Source organism: Paenibacillus sp. 1SOY10 (assembly GCF_056836745.1).
Map to the genome: position 1 here is coordinate 1,208,505 of NZ_JBXENK010000001.1, position 22,074 is coordinate 1,230,578.

General features: G+C 50.1%; 20 protein-coding genes and 2 tRNA genes. 8 read left to right on the forward strand and 14 right to left on the reverse strand.

The genetic code is table 11. The features are described from left to right. Window positions 1-87: 87 nt before the first annotated feature. The 6 genes from AC1VOR_RS05575 to AC1VOR_RS05600 all read right to left on the reverse strand — a co-directional run bounded on the left by AC1VOR_RS05575 (window position 88) and on the right by AC1VOR_RS05600 (window position 4,293). Window positions 88-450: an arsenate reductase family protein gene (locus AC1VOR_RS05575; RefSeq protein ID WP_482616303.1), complete on the reverse strand. Its 363-nt coding sequence runs from the start codon at window positions 448-450 to the stop codon at window positions 88-90. A gap of 31 nt (window positions 451-481) precedes the next feature. After that, window positions 482-1,459 (reverse strand): RluA family pseudouridine synthase, encoded by a 978-nt coding sequence (locus AC1VOR_RS05580; RefSeq protein ID WP_482616304.1) that lies wholly within the window; start codon window positions 1,457-1,459, stop codon window positions 482-484. Then, window positions 1,456-2,028, reverse strand: coding sequence for a cob(I)yrinic acid a,c-diamide adenosyltransferase (locus AC1VOR_RS05585; RefSeq protein ID WP_482616305.1), 573 nt, complete (start codon window positions 2,026-2,028; stop codon window positions 1,456-1,458). Before AC1VOR_RS05585 ends, AC1VOR_RS05580 begins: the two co-directional genes overlap by 4 nt. A gap of 153 nt (window positions 2,029-2,181) precedes the next feature. Beyond that, window positions 2,182-2,373, reverse strand: a complete 192-nt coding sequence (locus AC1VOR_RS05590; RefSeq protein WP_082673082.1) for an aspartyl-phosphate phosphatase Spo0E family protein — start codon at window positions 2,371-2,373, stop codon at window positions 2,182-2,184. A gap of 197 nt (window positions 2,374-2,570) precedes the next feature. Next, on the reverse strand, window positions 2,571-3,779 hold the full coding sequence (locus tag AC1VOR_RS05595; RefSeq protein WP_482616306.1) for an aminotransferase class I/II-fold pyridoxal phosphate-dependent enzyme: 1,209 nt from the start codon (window positions 3,777-3,779) through the stop codon (window positions 2,571-2,573). 13 nt (window positions 3,780-3,792) lie between these two features. After that, a complete protein-coding gene (locus AC1VOR_RS05600; protein WP_059051668.1) occupies window positions 3,793-4,293 on the reverse strand; it encodes an Lrp/AsnC family transcriptional regulator in 501 nt (166 codons plus the stop codon). Between the two features lie 209 nt (window positions 4,294-4,502). On the opposite strand from AC1VOR_RS05600, the gene AC1VOR_RS05605 reads away from it, so the two are divergent. After that, complete coding sequence (locus tag AC1VOR_RS05605) at window positions 4,503-5,729, forward strand: NAD(P)/FAD-dependent oxidoreductase (RefSeq protein WP_482616307.1); 1,227 nt, start codon at window positions 4,503-4,505, stop codon at window positions 5,727-5,729. Between the two features lie 85 nt (window positions 5,730-5,814). Here AC1VOR_RS05605 and AC1VOR_RS05610 read toward each other — a convergent pair whose 3' ends face one another. The 3 genes from AC1VOR_RS05610 to AC1VOR_RS05620 all read right to left on the reverse strand — a co-directional run bounded on the left by AC1VOR_RS05610 (window position 5,815) and on the right by AC1VOR_RS05620 (window position 9,325). Next, window positions 5,815-6,399: a hypothetical protein gene (locus tag AC1VOR_RS05610; RefSeq protein WP_059051834.1), complete on the reverse strand. Its 585-nt coding sequence runs from the start codon at window positions 6,397-6,399 to the stop codon at window positions 5,815-5,817. Between the two features lie 114 nt (window positions 6,400-6,513). Further along, on the reverse strand, window positions 6,514-6,930 hold the full coding sequence (locus AC1VOR_RS05615; protein ID WP_187377794.1) for a DUF350 domain-containing protein: 417 nt from the start codon (window positions 6,928-6,930) through the stop codon (window positions 6,514-6,516). 28 nt (window positions 6,931-6,958) lie between these two features. Continuing rightward, window positions 6,959-9,325 (reverse strand): endonuclease MutS2, encoded by a 2,367-nt coding sequence (locus tag AC1VOR_RS05620; protein ID WP_482616309.1) that lies wholly within the window; start codon window positions 9,323-9,325, stop codon window positions 6,959-6,961. A 154-nt stretch (window positions 9,326-9,479) separates the two neighbouring features. Between AC1VOR_RS05620 and AC1VOR_RS05625 the strand changes: the two genes are divergently transcribed. Beyond that, window positions 9,480-9,842 carry a phage holin family protein gene (locus tag AC1VOR_RS05625; RefSeq protein ID WP_482616310.1) on the forward strand — a complete coding sequence of 121 codons (363 nt, stop codon included), beginning with the start codon at window positions 9,480-9,482 and terminating at the stop codon, window positions 9,840-9,842. 184 nt (window positions 9,843-10,026) lie between these two features. Then, window positions 10,027-10,410: a cupredoxin domain-containing protein gene (locus AC1VOR_RS05630; protein WP_316245757.1), complete on the forward strand. Its 384-nt coding sequence runs from the start codon at window positions 10,027-10,029 to the stop codon at window positions 10,408-10,410. A gap of 51 nt (window positions 10,411-10,461) precedes the next feature. On the opposite strand, the gene AC1VOR_RS05635 is transcribed toward AC1VOR_RS05630, so the two are convergent. From AC1VOR_RS05635 to pheS, 3 genes are all read right to left on the reverse strand, one after another. Then, window positions 10,462-12,009 (reverse strand): cell division protein ZapA, encoded by a 1,548-nt coding sequence (locus tag AC1VOR_RS05635; protein WP_482616312.1) that lies wholly within the window; start codon window positions 12,007-12,009, stop codon window positions 10,462-10,464. Window positions 12,010-12,122: 113 nt separating this feature from the next. Beyond that, window positions 12,123-14,570 carry a phenylalanine--tRNA ligase subunit beta gene (gene pheT / locus AC1VOR_RS05640; RefSeq protein WP_482616313.1) on the reverse strand — a complete coding sequence of 816 codons (2,448 nt, stop codon included), beginning with the start codon at window positions 14,568-14,570 and terminating at the stop codon, window positions 12,123-12,125. A 29-nt stretch (window positions 14,571-14,599) separates the two neighbouring features. Further along, window positions 14,600-15,634 (reverse strand): phenylalanine--tRNA ligase subunit alpha, encoded by a 1,035-nt coding sequence (gene pheS / locus AC1VOR_RS05645; RefSeq protein WP_482616314.1) that lies wholly within the window; start codon window positions 15,632-15,634, stop codon window positions 14,600-14,602. A gap of 508 nt (window positions 15,635-16,142) precedes the next feature. Between pheS and AC1VOR_RS05650 the strand changes: the two genes are divergently transcribed. The 3 genes from AC1VOR_RS05650 to AC1VOR_RS05660 all read left to right on the forward strand — a co-directional run bounded on the left by AC1VOR_RS05650 (window position 16,143) and on the right by AC1VOR_RS05660 (window position 16,561). Continuing rightward, the gene (locus AC1VOR_RS05650) at window positions 16,143-16,337 is read left to right on the forward strand and encodes a YwbE family protein (protein ID WP_482616315.1); all 195 of its coding nucleotides are present in this window, start codon (window positions 16,143-16,145) and stop codon (window positions 16,335-16,337) included. Between the two features lie 67 nt (window positions 16,338-16,404). After that, window positions 16,405-16,481 (forward strand) — tRNA-Pro (locus AC1VOR_RS05655). Window positions 16,482-16,490: 9 nt separating this feature from the next. Continuing rightward, a tRNA-Gly gene (locus AC1VOR_RS05660) sits at window positions 16,491-16,561 on the forward strand. A 111-nt stretch (window positions 16,562-16,672) separates the two neighbouring features. Here AC1VOR_RS05660 and AC1VOR_RS05665 read toward each other — a convergent pair. Both AC1VOR_RS05665 and AC1VOR_RS05670 read right to left on the reverse strand, forming a co-directional pair. Continuing rightward, window positions 16,673-18,364, reverse strand: coding sequence for a putative bifunctional diguanylate cyclase/phosphodiesterase (locus AC1VOR_RS05665; protein ID WP_482616317.1), 1,692 nt, complete (start codon window positions 18,362-18,364; stop codon window positions 16,673-16,675). 222 nt (window positions 18,365-18,586) lie between these two features. Then, the gene (locus AC1VOR_RS05670) at window positions 18,587-19,552 is read right to left on the reverse strand and encodes an aldolase catalytic domain-containing protein (RefSeq protein WP_482616318.1); all 966 of its coding nucleotides are present in this window, start codon (window positions 19,550-19,552) and stop codon (window positions 18,587-18,589) included. 185 nt (window positions 19,553-19,737) lie between these two features. Between AC1VOR_RS05670 and AC1VOR_RS05675 the strand changes: the two genes are divergently transcribed. Then, complete coding sequence (locus AC1VOR_RS05675) at window positions 19,738-19,974, forward strand: FeoA family protein (RefSeq protein ID WP_482616320.1); 237 nt, start codon at window positions 19,738-19,740, stop codon at window positions 19,972-19,974. A 17-nt stretch (window positions 19,975-19,991) separates the two neighbouring features. Next, window positions 19,992-22,049 (forward strand): ferrous iron transport protein B, encoded by a 2,058-nt coding sequence (feoB, locus tag AC1VOR_RS05680; RefSeq protein WP_482616322.1) that lies wholly within the window; start codon window positions 19,992-19,994, stop codon window positions 22,047-22,049. Window positions 22,050-22,074 lie beyond the last annotated feature (25 nt).

A 22,074-nucleotide genomic window follows, 5' to 3' on the forward strand; every position in this document is an offset into this window, starting at 1 on the left:
TCTTTCCCACTTTGTACCAAATTCACTTCCGGCCCAGCCACCTTCCTGAACACTTTGGTTCCATTCCTGCTACGTATTGGTTTTGCCTTAACCCCAAACTCGCTCGTACTCTTCTTCGTTGAACCCTACCGTCACAAGCTGGTGATTGTCTCGAACGATAGGACGTTTAATCAACATTCCATTCGAAGCCAAGAGCGCAAGTTGCTCCGCTTCTGTCATCCCGGCCAGCTTATCCTTGAGGCCCAGTTCTCTATATACCTCTCCACTCGTATTAAAGAATTTCTTCAATTCCAGTCCACTGAATTCCACCAGTTCCTTCAATTCCTCGGCGCTTGGCGGCGTTTCATGAATAGGACGCAAATCCAGTTCATGCCCCCTGGCATTCAACCACTGAATAGCCTTGCGACAAGTTCCGCAGCGCGGATAATGATACACGGTTAATTTACTCATTCAGTCATCCTCCTGGTTTGATATGGATTCATTAGGTGACGTGTCTTCCCGCCCTCATCAGTTGCTGCAAACGCTGCATATCCTCGGGTAGCTCTACTTGAAACAGCAGGTCTTCCCCCGTTAAGGGATGGCGAAAGCCCAGTTCTGAAGCATGCAGAGCATGTCTGCCTATCGCCTCATTCCATGCTTGAGGAGGCTGTATCACGGGACTATCCGCATGATCCAACTCCTGCTTCTGGGGAAGATTATAGAGCTTGTCCCCAATAAGCGGGTGACCCAACTCCGTCATATGCACACGAATCTGGTGAGTTCGGCCTGTACCCAAACGCAACTCTATGCGCGCCCCTTCTCCAAAACATTCAGCAACCTGGTAGAAGGTTAACGCCGGATAGCCCGATGGTGTTACGATTCGGCGGTGAGGCTCGGCGGGATCGCGGTCAATCGGACCATCAAGCGTGCCCTCAACCGATGACGGGCAGCCATGCACCAAAGCTGTGTATTTCTTGATCACCTTGCCTGCAATCATCTGCTCGGAAATGTGCTGATGCACATAGGCATTTTTGGCGATAGCAATCAGTCCACTGGTTTCTTGGTCCAGCCGATGTACTGGCCGAAAGCGAAATTGTTCACCTTTCTCCTGCCAGTAATGCACCACCCCGTTAGCCAGCGTGCCTGTATAATGGCCATGGGTCGGATGGACAATGATTCCGGAAGCTTTATTAACAACCAGCAAAGCTTCATCCTCATAGGCGATATCAAACGGAATTGGCTCTGGGAGAATATCATCGGAGCTTTCCTTCTCCAGCGATACACTCACCATATCACCAGCCTTGACCGTCACACTGATGAACACTCGTTCTCCGTTCAACTCAACTCCGCGCTCCGTCAATTTAATACGAGACATCAGCTTGCGGGATACCCCAAGCCGCTTCTGCAGCACGCTCTTGACCGTCCACCCCTGCTCAGCCTCGGTCACCAGGTAAGTGATCGGATCATAATATTCACTCATGATTTATTGCCAAACACCTTCCGACTCCGCAAATATTCAACATCCGCCACCTGGGCAAGGCGATTCGCCGTACGAGCAGCGGCAAAGAAATAATCGGACAGGCGATTCAAATATTTGAGCGCCTCCTGGTTAAGTTCCTTGCTGTGGCTCAGCGTAATAGCCCGGCGTTCCGCCCGGCGGCATACGGTCCGGCACACATGTAATGCGGATGCAAGCTGTGTTCCTCCAGGGATAATAAACTTCTCCAGTGAGGGGTTCTCTGCCTGATGCTGGTCAATCCAGGTCTCCAGACGTTGGATGGGCTCCCCTGTCATCTTGTAGCGCCGGCTATCCGACAATTTCACGAAGGCAAGATCTGAACCGCAATCGAACAATTCCTGTTGAATTTGCAGTAGCTCTTCTCGCAGATTGATAAACGGTTCTTCATGGATCAGACTGCAGGCCTGACCTACAAAGCAATTCAACTCATCTATCGAGCCGTAAGCCTCTACCTGTGCATCATCTTTATCAACTCTACCTCCAATGACCGAAGTTTGACCCTGATCACCGGTACGTGTATAAATAGCCATTTGAGATTCCTCCTATTTGCATCCTACCGTTCCATTTTATCATAAAACCAAGTCCCGCTGGATAAGAGACTTCCCCCAACAATCGGCTGCATCATATGAAGAAGGAGACCGTGAACCGGTCTCCTTCTTCAGTGAATCCATATATAGTTATCATTATCTACTCTTGTGGGATATTCTCATAAACTCATTTATTTTCAGATCCAACAAGCTGCTGATCTCTACCACAATATCCGAGGTGAAGGACTTCTCCTCCAGAAACAGCTTCTCCATCTTACTGCGCAGCAGATAAATTTCATCCTCTAACGTAACAGCATGTGGTGAATTCGACCCGTCCGGTCCGTCCATCCATGGATTCGTATCATGTCCTTCAGCAATTAAAAAGTTATTGAATGGCAGGTTGTATCCACCACAGCGCAAAGAAATCCCTCCCTGAGAAACTTAAGCTTCTTCCAAAATCGAATTATACCATGGTAATCAATGATTGATCAATTAGAAAATGAAAGAATTGTTAATAAGCCCCATTTCCCGGCGATTCATTTCTTTTACCCCTGCTTTAGGCGGTGAACAAACTCACCCATGCGATGCAAGGCTTCGCTTAGTTGATTGACCCCGGTTGCATAAGAGCAACGCAAGAACCCTTCTCCACCAGCCCCAAACACATTACCTGGTACCGCCGCTACTTTAGCTTCAAGCAATAAGCGCTGGGCAAACTCTTCCGAACCGAGACCCGTCGATTCAATACTAGGAAAAGCATAGAACGCTCCTTGCGGTTCATGACATTCCAGACCGATGTCCCGTAATCCCTGGACAACCAAACGCCGCCGCTGGTTATAGGATTCGATCATTTGGTCCTTCTCCTCCAGCCCGTTCTTCAATGCTTCGAGAGCAGCTACTTGACCCATCACGGGGGCACACATCACGGTATACTGGTGAATCTTAAGCATGGCATAGATCAAATCCGGGTGCCCGCAAGCATAGCCCATACGCCAGCCCGTCATGGCGAATGCTTTGGAGAAGCCATTAACCAGAATGGTCCGGTCTTGCATACCCGGAATTGAAGCAAAGCTTACATGCTTTTGCCCATACGTCAATTCCGAATAAATTTCATCTGAAATGACGATCAAGTCATGCTCTTCTACCAGTTTGGCGATGGGTAGCCAATCCTCGTAAGTCATAATGCCACCCGTTGGATTACTCGGATAGTTCAAGATAAGTACCTTTGATTTAGGTGTAATTTTGGCCCGCAAATCCTCAGCTTGCAGCTTGAATTCGTGGCGGGCATACGTCTCAACTTCGACGGGCATACCTCCACCAATGGAAGCGATCGGTGAATATGAAATATAGCAAGGCACGGGGACCAGAATTTCATCACCAGGCTCGATTAAGGCACGCAAGGCCAAATCAATAGCTTCGCTACCTCCCACGGTAACCAGAACTTCATCCTTAGGGTTGTACTTCACGTTATAGCTCGTGTACAAATATTCGGCGATAGCCTCGCGTAGCTCAGGCGTCCCGGCATTGGACGTATAACTCGTGTAACCACGCTCCAGAGAATATACACAAGCCTCCCGTACATGCCACGGCGTAATAAAATCAGGTTCGCCCACACCAAGTGTAATAATATCCTTGCTTCCGCTGACCAGATCAAAAAAACGGCGAATGCCCGAAGGCTGAATCTCTCTGACCAGTGGAGCCAAATAGGATGACATCGTTTTCCCAGACTGCTCGGCACCTTGTGATTGAATGCTCATCTCATTACTTCCTTTACGGAGAAATCAGCAAGCGGCGATCTTCTTCCGGGTCCTCAAAGATAATGCCGTCCTGCTTATATTTTTTTAAGATAAAATGCGTTTTTGTTGATAAAACAGACTCTAAAGTCGACAGTTTGTCAGAAACAAAACTTGCGACTTCCTTCAAATTCTGGCCTTCTACCTCGACAAGTAAATCATAAGCCCCGGACATCAAATATACAGATTTCACTTGGGGGAACAGATAAATTCGTTCAGCAATGGCCTCGAAACCACGTCCCCGTTCCGGGGTAATTTGCACTTCAATCAACGCGGTGACCTTGTCGTCATCCAGCTTGCTCGGGTTAATGACTGTCGCATATTTAACGATGATATGGTCATCTTCCAGTTCCTTGATCGCTTCCGCCACTTCTTCCGTCGAAACGCCCACAAGCGTTGCCAATAAGTTCGCATCACGGCGGGCATCCTCTTTGAGGAGGTCCAGCAGTTTGAGCTTCAATTCGCTTAGTTGTTTCATTCCTCATCCTCCAGCGATGCTTCCGACGCCCCGGGTTATCCAGTAGCCATCGGAACAATTTAATACTTATATTACATGAATTTATGATATCTGACTAGAAAAACAAGCCATGCCAGGTTAGCTTTTAGAAACGTGGATTTGAAATGTCCGACGAATGGGTATAATTAGACAATCCCATTTTCCCGGATGAAAGGAGAAGCGGCTATTTTATGAAACTGCACACGGGGCACTATTACTGGCCGTCAGAAATGCCGCCCGTCCCTCAATACCCCACGCTTACAGAAGAGTTGAAGTGTGAAGTCTTGATCGTAGGCGGCGGTATTGGAGGCGCGCTATCAGCCCACCTGCTGGCTGAGCAAGGCGTGGATACCATATTGGTCGAGCGCGGCCAAATCGCGGGTGGCAGTTCTCTGGCCAGCACAGGACTGCTGCAATATGCCAGCGATAAAACATTAACCTCATGCATCAACACTTTTGGAGAAGAGCCAGCAGTCCATTTTTACCGCCTAAGTCAACAAGCCCTGGAGACATTAAAACAGATCAGCGCTGAACTCAAGGAAGCCGAGCGGCTGACGGAGCGAAGCAGCGTTTATTTGGCCAGTTCGGAGCAGGATGCGCAGAAGCTTAAGGAGGAATTTGAAACCTTACAGCGGTTTGGCTTCCCGGCCGAGTGGTGGACACCTGAGACCATTACCGAAAAATTTCCGTTCCAATACCCTGGAGCAATCTATACCCCGGGAGATGCCGAATTAAACCCCTTCGCCTTTATTCACGGCATCCTCTGCCGGGTCAAAGAGCAAGGTGTCCGAGTGTTTGAGCATAGTCCGGTCCACGGGCACGAGCAAGCTGATGGCGGTCGAATCCGCTGGCACTGCGGGGAAGGCAGCGTTTCTGCCAAGCATGTCATTTGGGCCACCGGTTATGAAACCCAGCAGTTCAAGAAAGAGAGCGGAGCCACCTTAACCGCGAGCTATGCCATTGTTACCGAGCAGGTAAACAAAGAGCAGATTTGGTATGAGAATAGTCTGATTTGGGAGACGGCAAGGCCGTATCTTTACATGCGTACGACTCGGGACGGACGAATTATCACCGGAGGCCTCGACGAACCCCTGCCACCGGATGGGCTGCAAGAAGGCCGGGAAATTCATCAGAGTAAAATGCTGCTGGAGGAACTTCATCGTCTTTTTCCCGAATATCAATCTTTAAGCTGCGAGTATGCTTGGGGAGCGGTTTTTGGAGAAACTCGGGACGGCTTGCCTTACATTGGACCTCATCCTGATTTTCCCGGTGTTTATTTCCTGGAAGGTTACGGGGGGAATGGAACGGTCTGCAACACGATTGCCGCCGAAATGATCGTCGACACCCTTACCGGGACGCCGCGCAAGGATATGGCTATGTTCTCACTGACACGAACTACCCGGCCAAATCCGAAATAGACGTACCACTAAAGAAGCCCTGTCCTTATTTGGACAGGGCTTCTTAATATTATAAAATTAACCAGTTTGGGAAGTAGCTGCAAAATCAGCTTTCTTCTTCTCCACTAATCACACGCATGAGGGAAAGACGGGCTTCCTCCGTCAGAAAACGGCTAACATGGAAGCAGGCTGTGCATACATACACGTTAAGCTCAGCAGAGTCCGGCAGTAATGGCCCCTTAAGACCGGCAGGCTGCACGACCCCAAACCCATGCTCCGCCGTTAATGGTTGCTTGCCGGCATATAGCATATACTCACGGCAATGTGGACATTCAGGCACTTCCTCTTGACCATCAAGCAGCTTTTCCACACCAGATTCATATTTCAGCAAATCGCCTCCGGCAGCCGCCAATGCGCCCAGCCGATGTATCCCACCAACCTGGGAAGTCTCCTCTTCGTCATCCCAATAGGCGTTGTCGTCGTCCTGATCCTCTTCATCATGCTGATGCTTCCGGTCATTGAAGGGATGGTCCTCCGCCTCGTCCTCAAAGTCGTTATCCTCCCCAAGGGTAATGCTCAGCGTCCGATAGCCCTTAAGCTCGTTATGGCAATGCGGACACTCTTCCTCCGGACCAAGCTCTTCGTCCCAGACGATTTCCGTTTGGCACCATGGGCAAATTGTCGTTTCCATCTCAATGCTCATCCCTTCGTCAAAAAAATAATTCCTGCGGCCAAAAACAGCACGGCGGCGATAAATAATACTCTTATGAGATTTTTCATCCTGCGCTGCCTCCTCGAATCTAACCTAAACCACCCAAGCCCCAATCAGAAAAGAGACCGAAACGGAGACTGCCAACGCTATAAAACCAACGCTGGTATTTCCATTTGCAATTTCTTCGTCGATTCGGAATACCGGCGTCAAAAATTCAAATAGCACATAAGCTGCCAGCAACAGTCCGGCTCCAACGGAGGACCAGATCATAAAATCATAAATGGAAGGATGATCCGCCGCATAGCGAATAATGTTGGACAACCCGAATATCTTGCCTCCGGTTGCCAGCGATGCTGCCATATTACCGCGTTTGATTTCCTGCCAGCAACGATACCTCGCCAGCAATTCAAAACAGGAAAGAAAAACGATCAATTCCAGCACCGCTACGGAAAAGTAACCGAGCATAAGTCCCAGCGGCTGCTCCAACAACGGATCAATGTTATGTTTCAAGCCCGTCCTCCATTCTTGCTTCCGTGCTTTACTTCAATTCTGCTACAGTTACTCCGGCTCCGCCCTCTCCATAGTTGCCCAGGCGATAGCTCTTGATATGCTTGTGCTTGCGCAAATAATCAGATATCCCCGTTCGAAGAACGCCCGTTCCTTTCCCGTGGATAATATAAATTTGGCCCAGGTTGCCAAGGTACGCTTCATCAATAAAACGGTCAACCTCAATCAATGCCTCTTCCAGATTGGAGCCACGCAGGTCGAGTTCGCTCCGCACCTGATCATCCCGCGTACGCTTAAGATTGGTCACATTACGTTGTGCCGGCTTGGGCGCCGCTGCGGCCGAGATCAGCTCCATATCGTCCACGCTGACCTTCATTTTCATAATGCCCAGTTGAACCACCGCTTCCTTGCTGCCAGATAGTTCCACAACATGCCCCTTCTGGTTGAGGCTGTACACCATTACCTCGTCACCCGCCTCGATTTGCCGAGGCGCCTTGTCCGCTTTTCGTGCCACTGCTGTTTTCTTCCGCTTCTGTGGCTCGGCATCGTCCAGTTGCTTGCGAGCAGCAATCAGCTTATGCTCCTTGACCGCCGCTCCTTCCTCTTGAGCCAAGCGGCGCAGTTCTGTAATAATCTTCTCGGCTTCCTGACGCGCCTTGGCGATGATGGAAGCCGCCTCGTCTTCTGCCTTCTCAAGGCGCTTATCCCGCTGCTGTTCCAGCTTCTCCAGCTCAGCGGTGTGGCGGCTGCGCAGAGCTTCCAGATCACGCCGCAGTTGCTCAGCCGTCTCTCTTTCCTGCTCCGCCCCCAGGCGATTCTGCTCCAGAGAAGCAATCATATTCTCTACCCGCATATCCTCTTCGTCCACTTCACCCCGAGCGTAGTCGAGAATCTCGACAGGCAGGCCCAGACGCTCGGCAATCGCGAAGGCATTGCTTCGACCAGGAACCCCCACTAGCAAACGGTAAGTGGGGCTTAGGGTAGCCACATCAAACTCCATACTGGCATTAACGACACCCTTCCGCTCATAAGCATATGCCTTCAATTCGCTATAATGAGTCGTTGCCACCATCCGGGAGCCCAGCGTATGAATATGTTCCAGAATCGCTACCGCCAGGGCCGAGCCCTCAGCAGGATCGGTGCCTGCGCCAAGCTCATCCAGGAGCACCAGGCTCTTGGGCGTCATTCTGGATAGAATGGAGATGATATTCTTCATATGGCTGGAGAAGGTACTGAGACTTTGTTCAATACTCTGCTCGTCCCCGATATCTGCATAAATCGCATCGAATACGCAAAGCTGGCTTCCTTCCTCTACCGGAACGAACAGCCCGGACATCGCCATCAAGCTAAGCAAGCCGATGGTCTTGAGCGTCACTGTTTTCCCGCCCGTATTCGGCCCAGTAACAATGATCGTTGTGTACTGGTTCCCCAGCTCTACGTCAATCGGTACGACCTTGTCAGATGCAATCAGCGGATGTCGCCCTTTCTTCAGCTTCAGGAAGCCACGGTCATTCATCCGCGGCAGCGTTCCCTTCATTTCCCGGGCCAATCTGGCTTTGGCAAATATAAAATCCAACTGTCCCAGCACATCGCTATCATACAGCAGTAGCTCAGCCTGATCTCCCACAAGCGCTGTCAGCTTCTGCAGGATAACTTCGATTTCGCGTTCTTCTCTAAGTCTCGTCTCCCGTAACTTGTTGTTCATCGCCACAATCGATTCTGGCTCAATGAACAACGTTGCTCCCGATCCGGACTGATCATGCACAATACCGCCAAAATGAGAACGGTACTCTGCCTTCACCGGAATCACAAAGCGGTCACCTCGAATGGTGATCAATTGATCCTGCAACATTTTTGCTACACTGGAGGAACGAATCATCGCATCTAGCTTCTCTCTGATTCGCACTTCTCCGCCGCGCAGCTCGCGGCGAATCTGCGACAACTCGGAGCTAGCCGAATCCTGGACTTCTCCGTTATCATCAATACAACGCTTGATGGCTTCCTCAAGAGCCTTCTGATCACTAAGAGCCTCACTAAGCGTAACTAACAGCTCCAACACATGCTCCTCATGCATCGCTGCCATATAACGCTTGATTCGACGCGACCCTTCAAGCGTGGTAGCGATGCCGAGCAACTCATGCGGATTTAGCGTTCCGGCAATTCGAGCCCGCTTGACCGCGGGTGTAATATCTACGATACCGCCAAAGCTAGGCGCTCCCTTGAGACGATCCGCCTTAAACGCTTCATCAGTAGCCTGAAGCATGCGCTTGACATCCTCCAAATCGCTAATAGGAAGCAAGGCTTCCGCCGCTTGCTTGCCAATAGGCGTTTGAGAAAAATGGACTAATTGATCTATAATTTTCCGATATTCCATTGTTTTCAAAATTTTCTCATCCAAGAACGTTCACGACTCCCCTCAAGCTATGATTTTATTATAACGAAACCATTCATTTTTCGCCATTTGCCCCCGTGCGCACATAAGAACACGTTTCATGGAACATGCTAATTGTGTAATAGCCAGTATACACATTTCCAAGAAGGAGGCTATGTACATGAATTTTCTAGGACATGTTGTAAGATTTATTGTTTCCGCCCTGGTCTTGCTCGTTGTAGGGTGGCTTGTACCGCAATTCAGCATCGGCGGTTTTGGCAGCGCTCTGTTGCTCTCCTTGGTCATTGCTCTTATGGGCTGGGCTATTGAAGGCATCTTCGGCAAAAGGGTTACTCCCTTCGGGCGCGGAATCGTCGGCTTTCTTACAAGCGCGCTTGTGATCTGGCTTGCCCAGTTCATCATTGCTGGCGTATCTGTCTCTGTCATCGGTGCTCTACTGGCAGCATTGGTCATTGGTATTATCGACCTGTTCATTCCTGTAGCAACCCCGTTTGATGCAGGGAGAGACAGATCTGCCCGGTAATTCGGGTGTACCGCTCAGGCAAAGAGGCTTCCTCCCGTTTCATACGGAACCGGGGCCTTTTTGTCTCATACATATCTCTTGGTTTCCGAGTGTTCAACAATTAGTCAAACTCGCTAAGTTTTCTTGCTGCAAAAATACGGTATGATGTTTTTGAAATCGTCACAAATATACCGTATTGCGAGGGATGAATGTGAAGAAAAGCATAGCCATCGCCGCGAGTTCCGTTTTGTTACTCCTTGTTACAGCCTGTAACACAGATAATGCGGGAGGGGCGAACACTACTGGCAACAACGGAATAACTCCCGAAGCAGAACTCCTCATCAAAGCCAGCAATTATCAATTTGATCAACAGCAATATCATCTCAAGAAGGACGTTCCCGTCAAAATCACCTTCAAGAATGACTCGGGCTACCACGGCGTACTTATCCCCGGACTAAGAGTACAGTTAGATCAGAAGAATGATTCTACCGTCATCGTGCCCACCGAGGCAGGGGAATATGAAGTTGCCTGCTCGATCATGTGTGGCTCGGGACACGGCTCCATGGTCTCCACCATTATTGTTGAATAGGACATGCAAACAGAGCCCGCGGCACCTAGCCGGGGCTCTGGATCGTTTGGATCAGGTTTGGTCCTGCTCAATCAATTCAATCCATTCATTGAATTCGGTCTGCAGCTTGGCGTAATCGTTCTTCAAGCGCTGATATTCCTCTTCCTGCTTGGCCATTTTCTCGCGCTCATTTTCACGTTCTAATTGCATTAGTCGGTATTCATGCGAGACAACCTCATAACTGTCGGTCACCTGCTGCAATTGATCGGCAAGCTGCTGCTTCTGTTCCTCCAGGGACTCTACGTCCTGGACAAGAGTCAAGGCCTGCTCGCTGCCTGCTGCACTCTCCTGCTGCCATTCATCAAGCTGGCGTTGCATTTCACTTTCCTTCTCGCGCCAGGAATTCAATTCTCGCTCTGCAGAAGCCCATTGCTTCTTCCATACTTGCTCCCGTTCTTCAGCCGACAGCTTGAATTGCTCCAGTTCCTCTTCCAGATCCGTAGCTTCCTTGCGCTCGTTCTCGATTTCTTGCATGCGGCCTTGCCATTCATCCAGTTCTTCCTTCAAACGTCGCATTTCTTCGGCTGCAGACTTCGCAGAGAGCATAGCGCTTTCCCGCTCTCGATCTCCCTGCTCCAGATTCAAGCGCAACGCATCCAAATCTCCGGCCAGGGTAGCCGCCTTGTCCTGCTCTGCCTTAAGCTTGTTGACGGTCTGCTCAAGCTCCGTGCCCTGTGCTTGAAGCTGCTCGGACAATTGCTCGTTGTGTCCTTCAGCGTCCAGCAGATTAATTTCCAATCCGCTAAGCTCCTCATTTCTCTTCTCTGCCAGCTTCTGCCAGGACTTCTCATTCTGCACCGCTGCCGCTACTTCAGAACGCAGCTTGTCCTCCCGGCCCTTGGCTTCCTGCAATTGCTGCCTCAACTGCTTGGCCTCGGCTTCGACGCCAAAGAGCGTATCCTGAAGCTCCTTGGATTGCTGTTCCAGCTTGCCGCTATGGTGCTGTGCCCGCTGTTCTGCGGTCTTCGCCGCTTGCTCATTACGCTGTGCCTCTTGAAGTTGCTGCCCAAGCTTTGCGGAAGCTTCCTTCTCCTTGGAGGTTTGCTGCTCAGCATGGCGCAACTTGGCTTGAAGTTGGGAATTACTATTCCGCTGCTCCCCAAGCTGACGCTCCAGTTCCTGCACCCGGCTGCGAAGCTTGCGAACATCCCCTTCCTGACCTTGCAATGAGGCCTCCAGCTTCTCCTTCTGCTCAATAAGCTGCTTTCGCTCATCCTTTACCTTCTGATGCTCTTCCTGGAGTGCCTTGTACATCTCCTCTTGCTTGGCTTGCAGGCCTTGGAGGACGCCATTCTCCTGGTCCAGAACCGCCTTCTCTTGCTTGATGCTCTGCAATTCAGCTTGCACTTGCTCCACCTTGATGGCTTCCTCAGCCATCCGCACGGCGGCCAATACCGCCAGACGAGGGGTATCCAAATGAGTGTAAACTTGAGAGATGCTACGCATATGTTCATCTACGCGGCGCGCAACCTGCTTCATGTACTCCGCGCTGCTGCCAACGATTTTATAAGAATTTCCATAAATTTCTACATTCACGCTAATTCGGCCTGGATTACTCAAAGCTTTGTGCCTCCTTTGTTCCTCTGTGTCGTCTCATGATGTCTGATCATGCACAAAAGTCACATCGAATCGGTTATCTTACTTTGATTCGATGTGACTTTGCCCAATTCCTGCTATTTTCTAAGCTCAGCCGCAAAAGTTTGCGACAGACGGTCCACGACCTGGTTATGGACTGTAGTCACCTCTTCATCCGTCAGGGTCCGTTCCTTATCGCGGTATACCAGGGACAAGGCTACGCTCTTCTTGCCTTCACCCAGCTTGGCTCCGGTAAACACATCAAACACTTGCACCGATTCCAGCCACTCTCCTCCGGTCTCATGGATAGCAGCAATAAGCGCTCCAGCTTCCACCACATCATCCACCACAACTGCGATATCGCGTTGCATCGCCGGATAACGTGGCAATTCACGGTAAGCCACCGCTTCCCCGGCATCATCGAACAATGGCTCCAGGAGCAGTTCTGCTACATAGGTATCATCAAGGTCCTGCTCACGTTGCAACTCCGGATGAAGTTGTCCCAGCGAACCCAGCTTCTGCTTACCTTCCGAACCATTTAAATAAATGGAAGCCGAACGACCCGGATGAAAGCCCTTCGGCTGATCCGCTTCATAAGATATATGCTGCTGCAGCCCCAAGTAAGCAAAGAGACTTTCGAGTGCCCCTTTCAGATCAAAGAAATCCACCTTCTCTGCTGCCACATTCCAACGCTTCTCCGTACGTTCACCTGTTAAGAGCAGGCCAAGCACTGAGAATTCGTGGGGTTGCCGAGTCAGCTTCTCTTCATGGGACAGAAATACCGTGCCGAATTCGAACAAAGCCAGATTATCCTGCTTCCGATTTCGGTTATAGGCGGCAATCTCCATCATGCCTGGCAACAAGCTCCCACGCAGCACGCTGCGGTCTTCGCTCATCGGCATAGCCAAGTGAATCTCTTGCTCCTCTTCGACAAGTCGCGGGAAGCTGGCACTTGCTCCTTCACGAATAAAGGAATAACCCATCACCTCTTGCCAGCCACCGTGTACGAGCAGACTGCGCAAGGAACGCCGCAAGCGTTGCGGCTTGGTGTAGCCTCCTGCCGTCGTTTCGCCTTCTATCATTGTCGTCGGGATCTGGTCATAGCCGTACAATCTTGCTACCTCTTCAATCAAATCAACGTCACGGGTAATATCTCCCCGCCGAGTTGGAATGGATACCTTCAACGCGCCTTGCGTCTCCGTGGTTTCAAAATGCAAACGATCGAAAATACCTTTAGCTTCCGTTAAGGAAATGTCAGTACCTAAGTAGTCATTGACCTTCTGCAACGACAGTTCAATCACCAATTGCTGGGGTGATCCTTGCGCCACTTCTACGATACCTTCACTGACGCTGCCACCCGCATGGGCTGACATCAATGCCGCTGCGCGGTTGAGTGCCGGAATAACGGCCTGCGGATCAACTTCCTTCTCGAAGCGCTGCGAAGCTTCCGAACGCAACCCTAATGTACGGGAGGTTTTGCGAACCGTACCGCCGTCGAATTTCGCCGACTCCAGCACAATATTGACCGTTTGCTCCGTGACTTCCGTATCTTGTCCACCCATGACACCTGCCAGAGCGACCGGCCGATCTTCCCCGTCTACGATGAAGAGGGCTCCAGCTTCCAACGAACGCTCCTGACCATCCAGGGTGACCAGCTTCTCGCCCGCCTTGGCCTCGCGAACGCCGAGCACTCCGCCGCGAATTCGATCCGCGTCAAAGGCATGCAGTGGCTGTCCATATTCAAGCATGACATAGTTGGTAATGTCGACAATGTTATTGATGGGACGAATGCCGGCTGCCATCAAGCGGTTTTGCATCCATAACGGTGAGGTTCCGATCTTAACACCAGAGATATAGCGTACTGCATAATGGCTGCAAATTTCAGGAGCATCGATATGCACCTTGATTTGCTCCTTAGCTTGCTGGGCCGACTCGGTCAACTCTTGACCGGGCTGCGGCAACTGGACGTCACGGCCCAGAATAGCCCCCACCTCGTAAGCAGCTCCCAGCATACTCAGACAATCGGAGCGGTTCGGCGTCAGATCAAAATCGAGCACCTGATCGTCCAGACCAAGCAACGTAGTAATTGGCGTTCCTACTGTTGTATCCTCAGGCAATACAAGAATGCCTTCCTGCAATTCCTTAGGCAACAGCTTGTCATTCATTCCAAGTTCCTTGGCGGAACAAATCATACCTTGCGAAAGAACCCCGCGAAGCTTCGCTTTCTTGATCGCCAAGCCGCCCGGCAGCTTAGCGCCAACCAATGCCACAGGGACCTTCTGCCCGGCATCCACATTTTTGGCGCCGCAAACAATCTGCAAATCCTCTTCCTGGCCGGCATCGACGGTACATATGTTCAGCTTATCCGCATCAGGATGCTTTTCCTTGCTTTTGACAAAGCCAACAACAACTCCTGTTACGCCTTGGTTCCGGTTCTCAACAGAATCAATTTCAATCCCGGAGCGGGTAATTCGTTCAGCCAGTTCCTTAATATTAACTTCATCTAGTGAAATATAGTCTGACAACCATTCGGTTGATACTTTCATCTTTGTTCCCTTCCTTCCTCACGGTAAAATTAAACTCTGGCAAATTGTTGGAGAAACCGCAGATCGTTATTGAAGAAGTAGCGGATATCATCCACCCCGTATTTGAGCATGGCGATCCGTTCAACTCCCATCCCGAAGGCAAAGCCGCTGTATTCTTCAGGATCATAACCACTCATCTCCAGCACACGCGGATGTACCATCCCGCTGCCAAGAATCTCCAACCACCCGGATTGCTTGCACACCCGGCAACCGTGACCGCTACATTTCACGCAAGTCACGTCAACCTCAACGCTGGGCTCCGTGAAGGGGAAGAAGCTCGGACGCAAACGAATTTGCGTATCCTGCCCAAACATTTTGCGCGTGAATTCCAGAAGGGTCCCTTTCAGGTCACTCATACGAATTCTTTTGCCCACCACCAGACCTTCAATCTGATGAAACTGGAACGAGTGAGTTGCATCATCGTCATCCCGGCGGAACACGCGGCCCGGGCAAATCACCTTCACCGGTACGTCGCCCTTCATCGCTTCCATCGTCCGTACTTGAACCGGAGAAGTTTGCGTCCGCATGAGCAAATCATCGGTCAGGTAGAAGGAGTCCTGCATATCACGGGCCGGATGATTCTTCGGCAAATTGAGCGCCTCAAAATTGTAATAGTCCGTTTCAACTTCCGGTCCCTCAGCAACCCGGTAACCCATCCCGATAAAGATATCTTCGATCTCCTGAATCACCTGATTCAGAGGATGAACGCTCCCCTGCTTAAGAGGTCGTCCTGGCAAAGTTACATCTACTTTCTCCGCCGCCAAACGCGCCTCCGTCTCCTGACGCTGGAAATAAGACTGTTTCTCTTCAATAACAGCTTCAATAGCCGCGCGCACCTCATTGCCAACTTGGCCAATCACCGGACGCTCCTCGGCACTGAGTCCACCCATACCGCGCAAAATCTCGGTCAATGCACCTTTTTTACCTAAATATTTAACCCGCAGTTCATTCAAATGTCCCGCATCGGACGTCTCCGCCAGCGCCTTAAGCGCCTCCGCTTTGAGTAATTCCAAACGTTCTTTCATCAGTAGCTCCTCCTAATAAAACAAAATAAAAAGGCCTTTCTCCCGTAAGGGACGAAAAGACCGTGGTACCACCCTTGTTAAAACGGCATCGCATGCGCCGCCTCTATGGACTGGCACAGCCTATGCTGCTTTCACTCTAACGAGATAACGGCTCGCAGACCGGTATCCTCTACTGCGCCTTTGCGCCATCAGGCCGGCAAACGTCCTGTAAGCAGCGGTTCAAGGAACTGCTCCGGAGTGAACTTCGGCAAAGCCGTCTTCCCTTAGAGGCGCTCTCAATCACTGGCGTCTCTTCCCTGTCAGGAGGCTACTGCTTACTCTTCTCCATCATTGCATATATATCACTATGGCTCTATCCTGTCTCAGAGCACCTCAGCCGACCAATATGCGGCTTTCACCCTGCTATTATAAGCTAAAGGCCATGGCATTGGCAAGCTGTGGCCTTAATGTGATATCCTTTAAAAGGCGAATCTTGGATTCACACTTTAAATCAAAGGAGTTCTCAACTATGAACGGCAACGAACGTAAAAATATCGCTCCCGGCTTAACCGTGGATATTGTATTAAAAAAAGATCAACCCACCGGCAAACTAACCCGCGGCATCGTCAAGGATATCTTGACTAACTCCCCCAAGCATCCGCACGGAATCAAGGTCCGTCTGCAGGACGGGCAGGTCGGCCGAGTGAAGAACATTCATCCATGAAAAAGTTCTTGCATCTCTTTCTGGGAAGTGGTATATTATGTTTTGTCTTCGCTAATTTTTTTGCTTTCGGGATGTAGCTCAGCTTGGTAGAGCACCTGGTTTGGGACCAGGGGGTCGCATGTTCAAATCGTGTCATCCCGACCATTATATGTTGCGGGTGTAGTTCAATGGTAGAACTCCAGCCTTCCAAGCTGGTAGCGTGGGTTCGATTCCCATCACCCGCTTTCGCTTGATTCGTAGAAAGGCCCCTTGTTCTTACAAGGGGCCTTTCTCTATAACAACCATTAAAAAGACGGTGGCTTGCGCAAGCACGCAAATCCACCGTCCCAATTACATTAGCTAACTGACCGGATTAGAAACTCCCGTTCCAGCACTCCTGCGGATACCGGCCTGCTGAATAAGTAGCCCTGAGCTTCGTGGCATTTCTGCAACTTCAGAAATTCAAGTTGTTCCTCGTTCTCTACACCTTCGGCGGTAACTTTAAGCTTCAAATGATGGGCCATCGTGGCAATCGTGGATACAATCGCCGCATCATTGCCATCATACATAACCTCCCGAACAAACGCACGATCAATCTTCAGTCGGTCGATGGGCAAGCTCTTCAAATAGTATAGTGAGCTGTAGCCTGTGCCAAAATCATCAATGCTAATATGTATTCCCAGCTTCTTTAAAGCGTTTAATTGCTCTAACGCCGTGTCGATATCATACGTCATGCTCTCCGTGACTTCCAGCTCCAAGTACCGCGGATCCAGGCCAACCTCGCGTATAATGGTACCCACCCGCTCAGCCAAATTGTATTGCCGGAACTGCCGCATTGACAAATTGACGGATACGCATATCGGCTCATATCCCTCCAGTTGCCATTGCTTGTTGTAGCTGCAAGCCATCCTCAACACCCACTCGCCAAGCGGGACGATCAGGCCACTATCCTCAGCCAGCGGTATGAACTCATTAGGCGGAAGCAGCCCCCGCTTGGGATGATTCCAACGAACGAGCGCTTCGATACCGACCATTCTTCCCGTATCCAGACTGATTTGCGGCTGAAACTCCAGGAAAAATTCCTCACGCTCCAGTGCCTTTCGCATGTCGTTCTCCAGCTCTACGCGGAGCTGGGTGCGTTGCTTCATAGTAGCGTTATATCGCATAAAATCATGACCTTGCTCTTTGGCTTGATACACCGCCATATCGGCATACTGGATCATCTGGTCAACGGAGCTGCCATCGTCCGGGTAGACCGACAAGCCCATGCTCAAGGTGATATGATACTCGGTATCATCAATAACCACCGCTGGATCTACAGCATGGATTAGCTGCTTCGCCCGGTCTTCGAGCATGTCAATATCGGGCATATCAGGTAATAAGACCGCAAATTCGGCCTCACTCATTCTATAAACCTGCTCTCCTCCCTGACACAGCGCTACCAGACGGCTGCCAAGTTCGGTTAGCAGCTTGTCACCCGCTCCATACCCCAACGAGTCATTGATTGCCTTGAACCGATCAATATGGATTACCCCTACTCCTGTCGAGGTATGAGGCATTCCCAACGACTCGCCAAGGCTCTCTCTCATCTGCCGCAAATTGGGCAGTCCAGTTAAGTCATCATAATAAACTATTTGCTTCATCTGTGCTTCGACCTGTTGTCCGCTACGCACCGGTTCCTCTACGGACAGGCGATACGTACTTTTCAATACAATATAATAGGAGACAAACATATAACACAGCCCAGCCGCTTGAGCCAACCCATAACCCTCTTCCGGTGGCAGGATCAGCAATAAATGCCCCATAGACATAAACACCAACGCACGAATAAGCGTCAACCTAGCCAGGGAACGCAGTCCCTGCTGACGTTGGCGCAGCCACACTACTAATCCTGCCGCTAAATACAGCAGGAGCAGACCAATCACAACAGGCCATCGGGCCGATTCAGGCCAAGTTATTGCAGACGACAAACGAATAATGGCAATCATCGCCGCCAAACCAATAATCCCTTGGATGATTGTTGCTTTCTCTTCTGTCCCCATCCTCATGTCCATCATCCTCCAAAGGTAGGTTACGTTCGATGCACTGAAAGTACCTAATGCTATTAATTCAACATTTTCCTCTCTTTTCCTGCCTTCCCATCTAACTTTGTCGAGAAAAAGGACAACTTTTCCAGCTGGTTTAAATAAAAACATTAAAAAAAGAGTCTTCAATCCCCCCATTGCCAGGGAATGAAGACTCTTGCATAGCTCAGGGATACCCTGCTCTGCTTATTTTTTGGTACGAATAACTGTCGTTTCCGGGGTCGTCAGCTTGTCATAGAAATCAACGGCTTTGTCCTTGTCGTCCGAAGCCCGAAGCGCCATTGCTGAACGTGGATGCTCATCAAGCGTGCCCGTAATCATATAAGGAATCAAGTAACCCCATTCTTCCTTCTCCCGAAGTGGAATAAGCAGTTCCTCCAATACGCTGAGTACCGGACGCAAGTTATAATTCGTATTCTTCAGATGCGTGACCAAAAGCTCTGTAGGGCAGTTCCCCGCCGCACGTCCCATACCATAAACAGATGCATCCAGCAGTTCAACGCCAAGATCGGCTGCCACCAGCGTGTTGGAGAACGCCAGTTGCATGTTGTTGTGCGTATGCACCCCTAGCCGCTTGTCGGGCAGATGGGTCTTGAATTTGTTCACCAGATATTCCATGTCCTTATAATCAAGGCTGCCATAAGAATCGACGATATAAACGACGTCAACGACGCTTTGCTTAATCATCTCAAAGGCTTCCAGCAGCTCATTCTCCATTACGTTAGAAAGTGCCATGATGTTAATCGTCGTCTCATAACCGCGGTCATGGAATAACTGAACCAATTGCAGCGCCTTATCCACATCTTTAATGTAGCAAGCTACCCGAATCAAATCGAGCAGGCTTTCGCTCCGCGGTAAAATATCACTCTCGTCTACGCGGCCGATATCTACCAGCGCAGACAGCTTGGTTGTTCCCTTTTGCGGAATGACTTTACGCAGAAAATCATCATTCAGGAACCGCCAAGGTCCTGCCTCATCAGCCCCCTTTAACAATTTGGGGGAGTTTTTATAGCCGATTTCCATATAGTCGACGCCTGCTTCATTTAACCCGGCGTACAATTTTTGGACAAATTCGACGCTGAAATCCCAGTTGTTCACCAAACCACCATCTCGTATGGTGCAGTCCACAATCTTGCATTGATTGGCCTTCATCCCTGCATGTTCCTCTCCGTCTTGGTTTTACTATTCATCTTACTTGATGCTGCTTCCAAAAGTAAAGCCGTTCTCGATATGATTTTGTTCACAGTACCGCTTCAAACTGCATGATATATTACATTTGGATCTAATTGAGATTGATTCTCATTTAAGTTTATACTGGTATTTTGGAGGTTATCCAGATGATTGTATCCTTGAAAGAGCTTAAACCTAAAGAAAGCGGCATTATCAAAGGCATCGGAGCCAGCGGTCCTCTCCGTCGAAGGCTGATGGATATGGGAATTACTCCGGGAGCCACGATTATAATGAAAAAAGTCGCTCCCCTTGGCGATCCACTGGAGATCCACATCCGCGGCTATGATCTAAGCATACGCAAATCAGAAGCAGACCAAATCACAGTAGAGAAAGTAAATCTATAAATGAAGGATGAAGAACCATGGCATACCGGTTTGCATTAGCGGGAAATCCCAATAGCGGTAAGACAACCCTCTTCAATCATTTGACAGGCAATAATGCCCATGTCGGCAACTGGCCTGGTGTCACGGTGGAACGACGCGAGGGAAGATGCAAGAAGAGCCAAGAAAATATCGTAATTATCGACTTGCCCGGAATCTACTCTCTTTCCCCCTACACCGCTGAAGAGATTGTTGCCCGGGATTTTTTGGCTAACGACCAGCCTGACGTCATCATTAACATTGTTGATGCCACCAACATCGAGCGTAATTTGTATTTGACGACACAACTGCTGGAATTAGGAATCCCCAGCATCATCGCACTTAATATGATGGATGAAGTGGCGCTTCGCGGAGATCAGATCGACATTGCGGGTCTGGAACAACGCCTGGGAGTCCCTATTGTTCCGATTGTGGCCACCAAGCATCAAGGCATCAAGGAATTGCTGGAGAAGGCCATCGCCTTTCATCATCAGTCCCAATCTGCTCCCGAAGGCCCACTCAAGAACACGAAGTTATATGGGGCGATGATGGAGATTAGCGAGGCATTGAAGGCAGGTGGCTACGAAAATACCTTGTTCCATGCCATCAAGCTGCTGGAGAAGGATGAGAAGATCAAGCCAACACTGAAGCTCTCTGCTGCTCTGGAGTCCTCGATTGACCATATCGTTAATGAAGCCGAACGGGCAGCGAATGGCGAGCTAGAAACCTTGATTGCGGATTTGCGTTACCAGTACATCAGTGACGCTATCTCCCGTCATGTCAAGAAAGGAGCTCAACCAGGCCAGCTCTCCTTCTCCGATAAAGTGGATAAAATTGTGACCCATCGTCTATTGGGACTCCCCATCTTCTTCGCCATCATGTATCTGATCTTCGAGATGGCTGTAGGGTCGATCGGTGCGTTGATCGTCGATCCCTTCGGAGCCCTCGTGACCGAGGTTCTGCCAGATGTAGCCGCCCGTTTCCTTGAATGGGCCGGGGCCTCTGAGGTCATTCAAGGCCTCGTAGTGGGTGGAGTCATTACAGGCGTCGGCAACGTCCTCTCCTTCCTCCCGCAAATCGTTATTCTCTTCTTGTGTCTCTCTATTTTGGAGGACATCGGTTATATGTCCAGAGTAGCGTTTGTCATGGACCGGATTTTCCGTCATTTTGGCCTTTCTGGCAAAGCCTTTGTTCCTCTATTAATGGGCTATGGCTGTGCAGTTCCCGCCATTATGGCTACGCGTACGCTAGAGGATGAGCGAAGCCGCCGCTTAGCAATTACCTTGATGCCGTTCATGTCCTGTAGCGCACGGATTCCTGTATATGCCGTATTTGCCGGGGCCTTTTTTGCCGCTCATCAGGGACTTGTGGTCTTCAGCATATATTTCCTGGGCATTATGATGGCCATGCTGTCTTGTCTGCTGCTCAACCGAACTGTCATGCGTGGCGAATCTGCTCCATTTGTGATGGAGCTCCCACCTTACCGTATTCCTACCCTCAAATCAACGGTATCTCACACCTGGGAAAAGGCCAAGGGATATGTCATCAAAGTCGGAACCATTCTGCTATCTATGACCGTCGTCATCTGGTTCCTGCAAAGCTTCAACTTCTCTTTTCAAATGGTGGACGATGCTTCCCAAAGTATATTCGGTGCCATCGGCAAAGTGATTGCTCCACTCTTCAGTTGGAATGGCTTTGGCTTCGTCAAGGATTCAACAGTCGTTCATTGGCAGATTGGAGCTGCTTTGCTAACGGGCTTGATTGCCAAGGAGGCCGTTGTCAGTACACTGGGAATTCTCTACATTAATACAGGAACCGAAGAGCTTACCACCGCTTTGGGTACAGCTTTGCAAGCACATTTCACACCGCTGGCCGCCTTCTCGGTTATGGTGTTCGTCTTGCTGTATGCCCCTTGCGTGGCGGCGATCTCCACCGCCAAGAAAGAACTGGGCTCCTGGAAATGGACTTTGTTCACGGTGGCCTATCAATGCGGGCTTGCCTGGGTGATATCCATGCTGGTCTATCAAGTCGGGCATTTACTCGGAATCGGTATTGCCTGAATCCATACGTATCCTTATTTAAGGA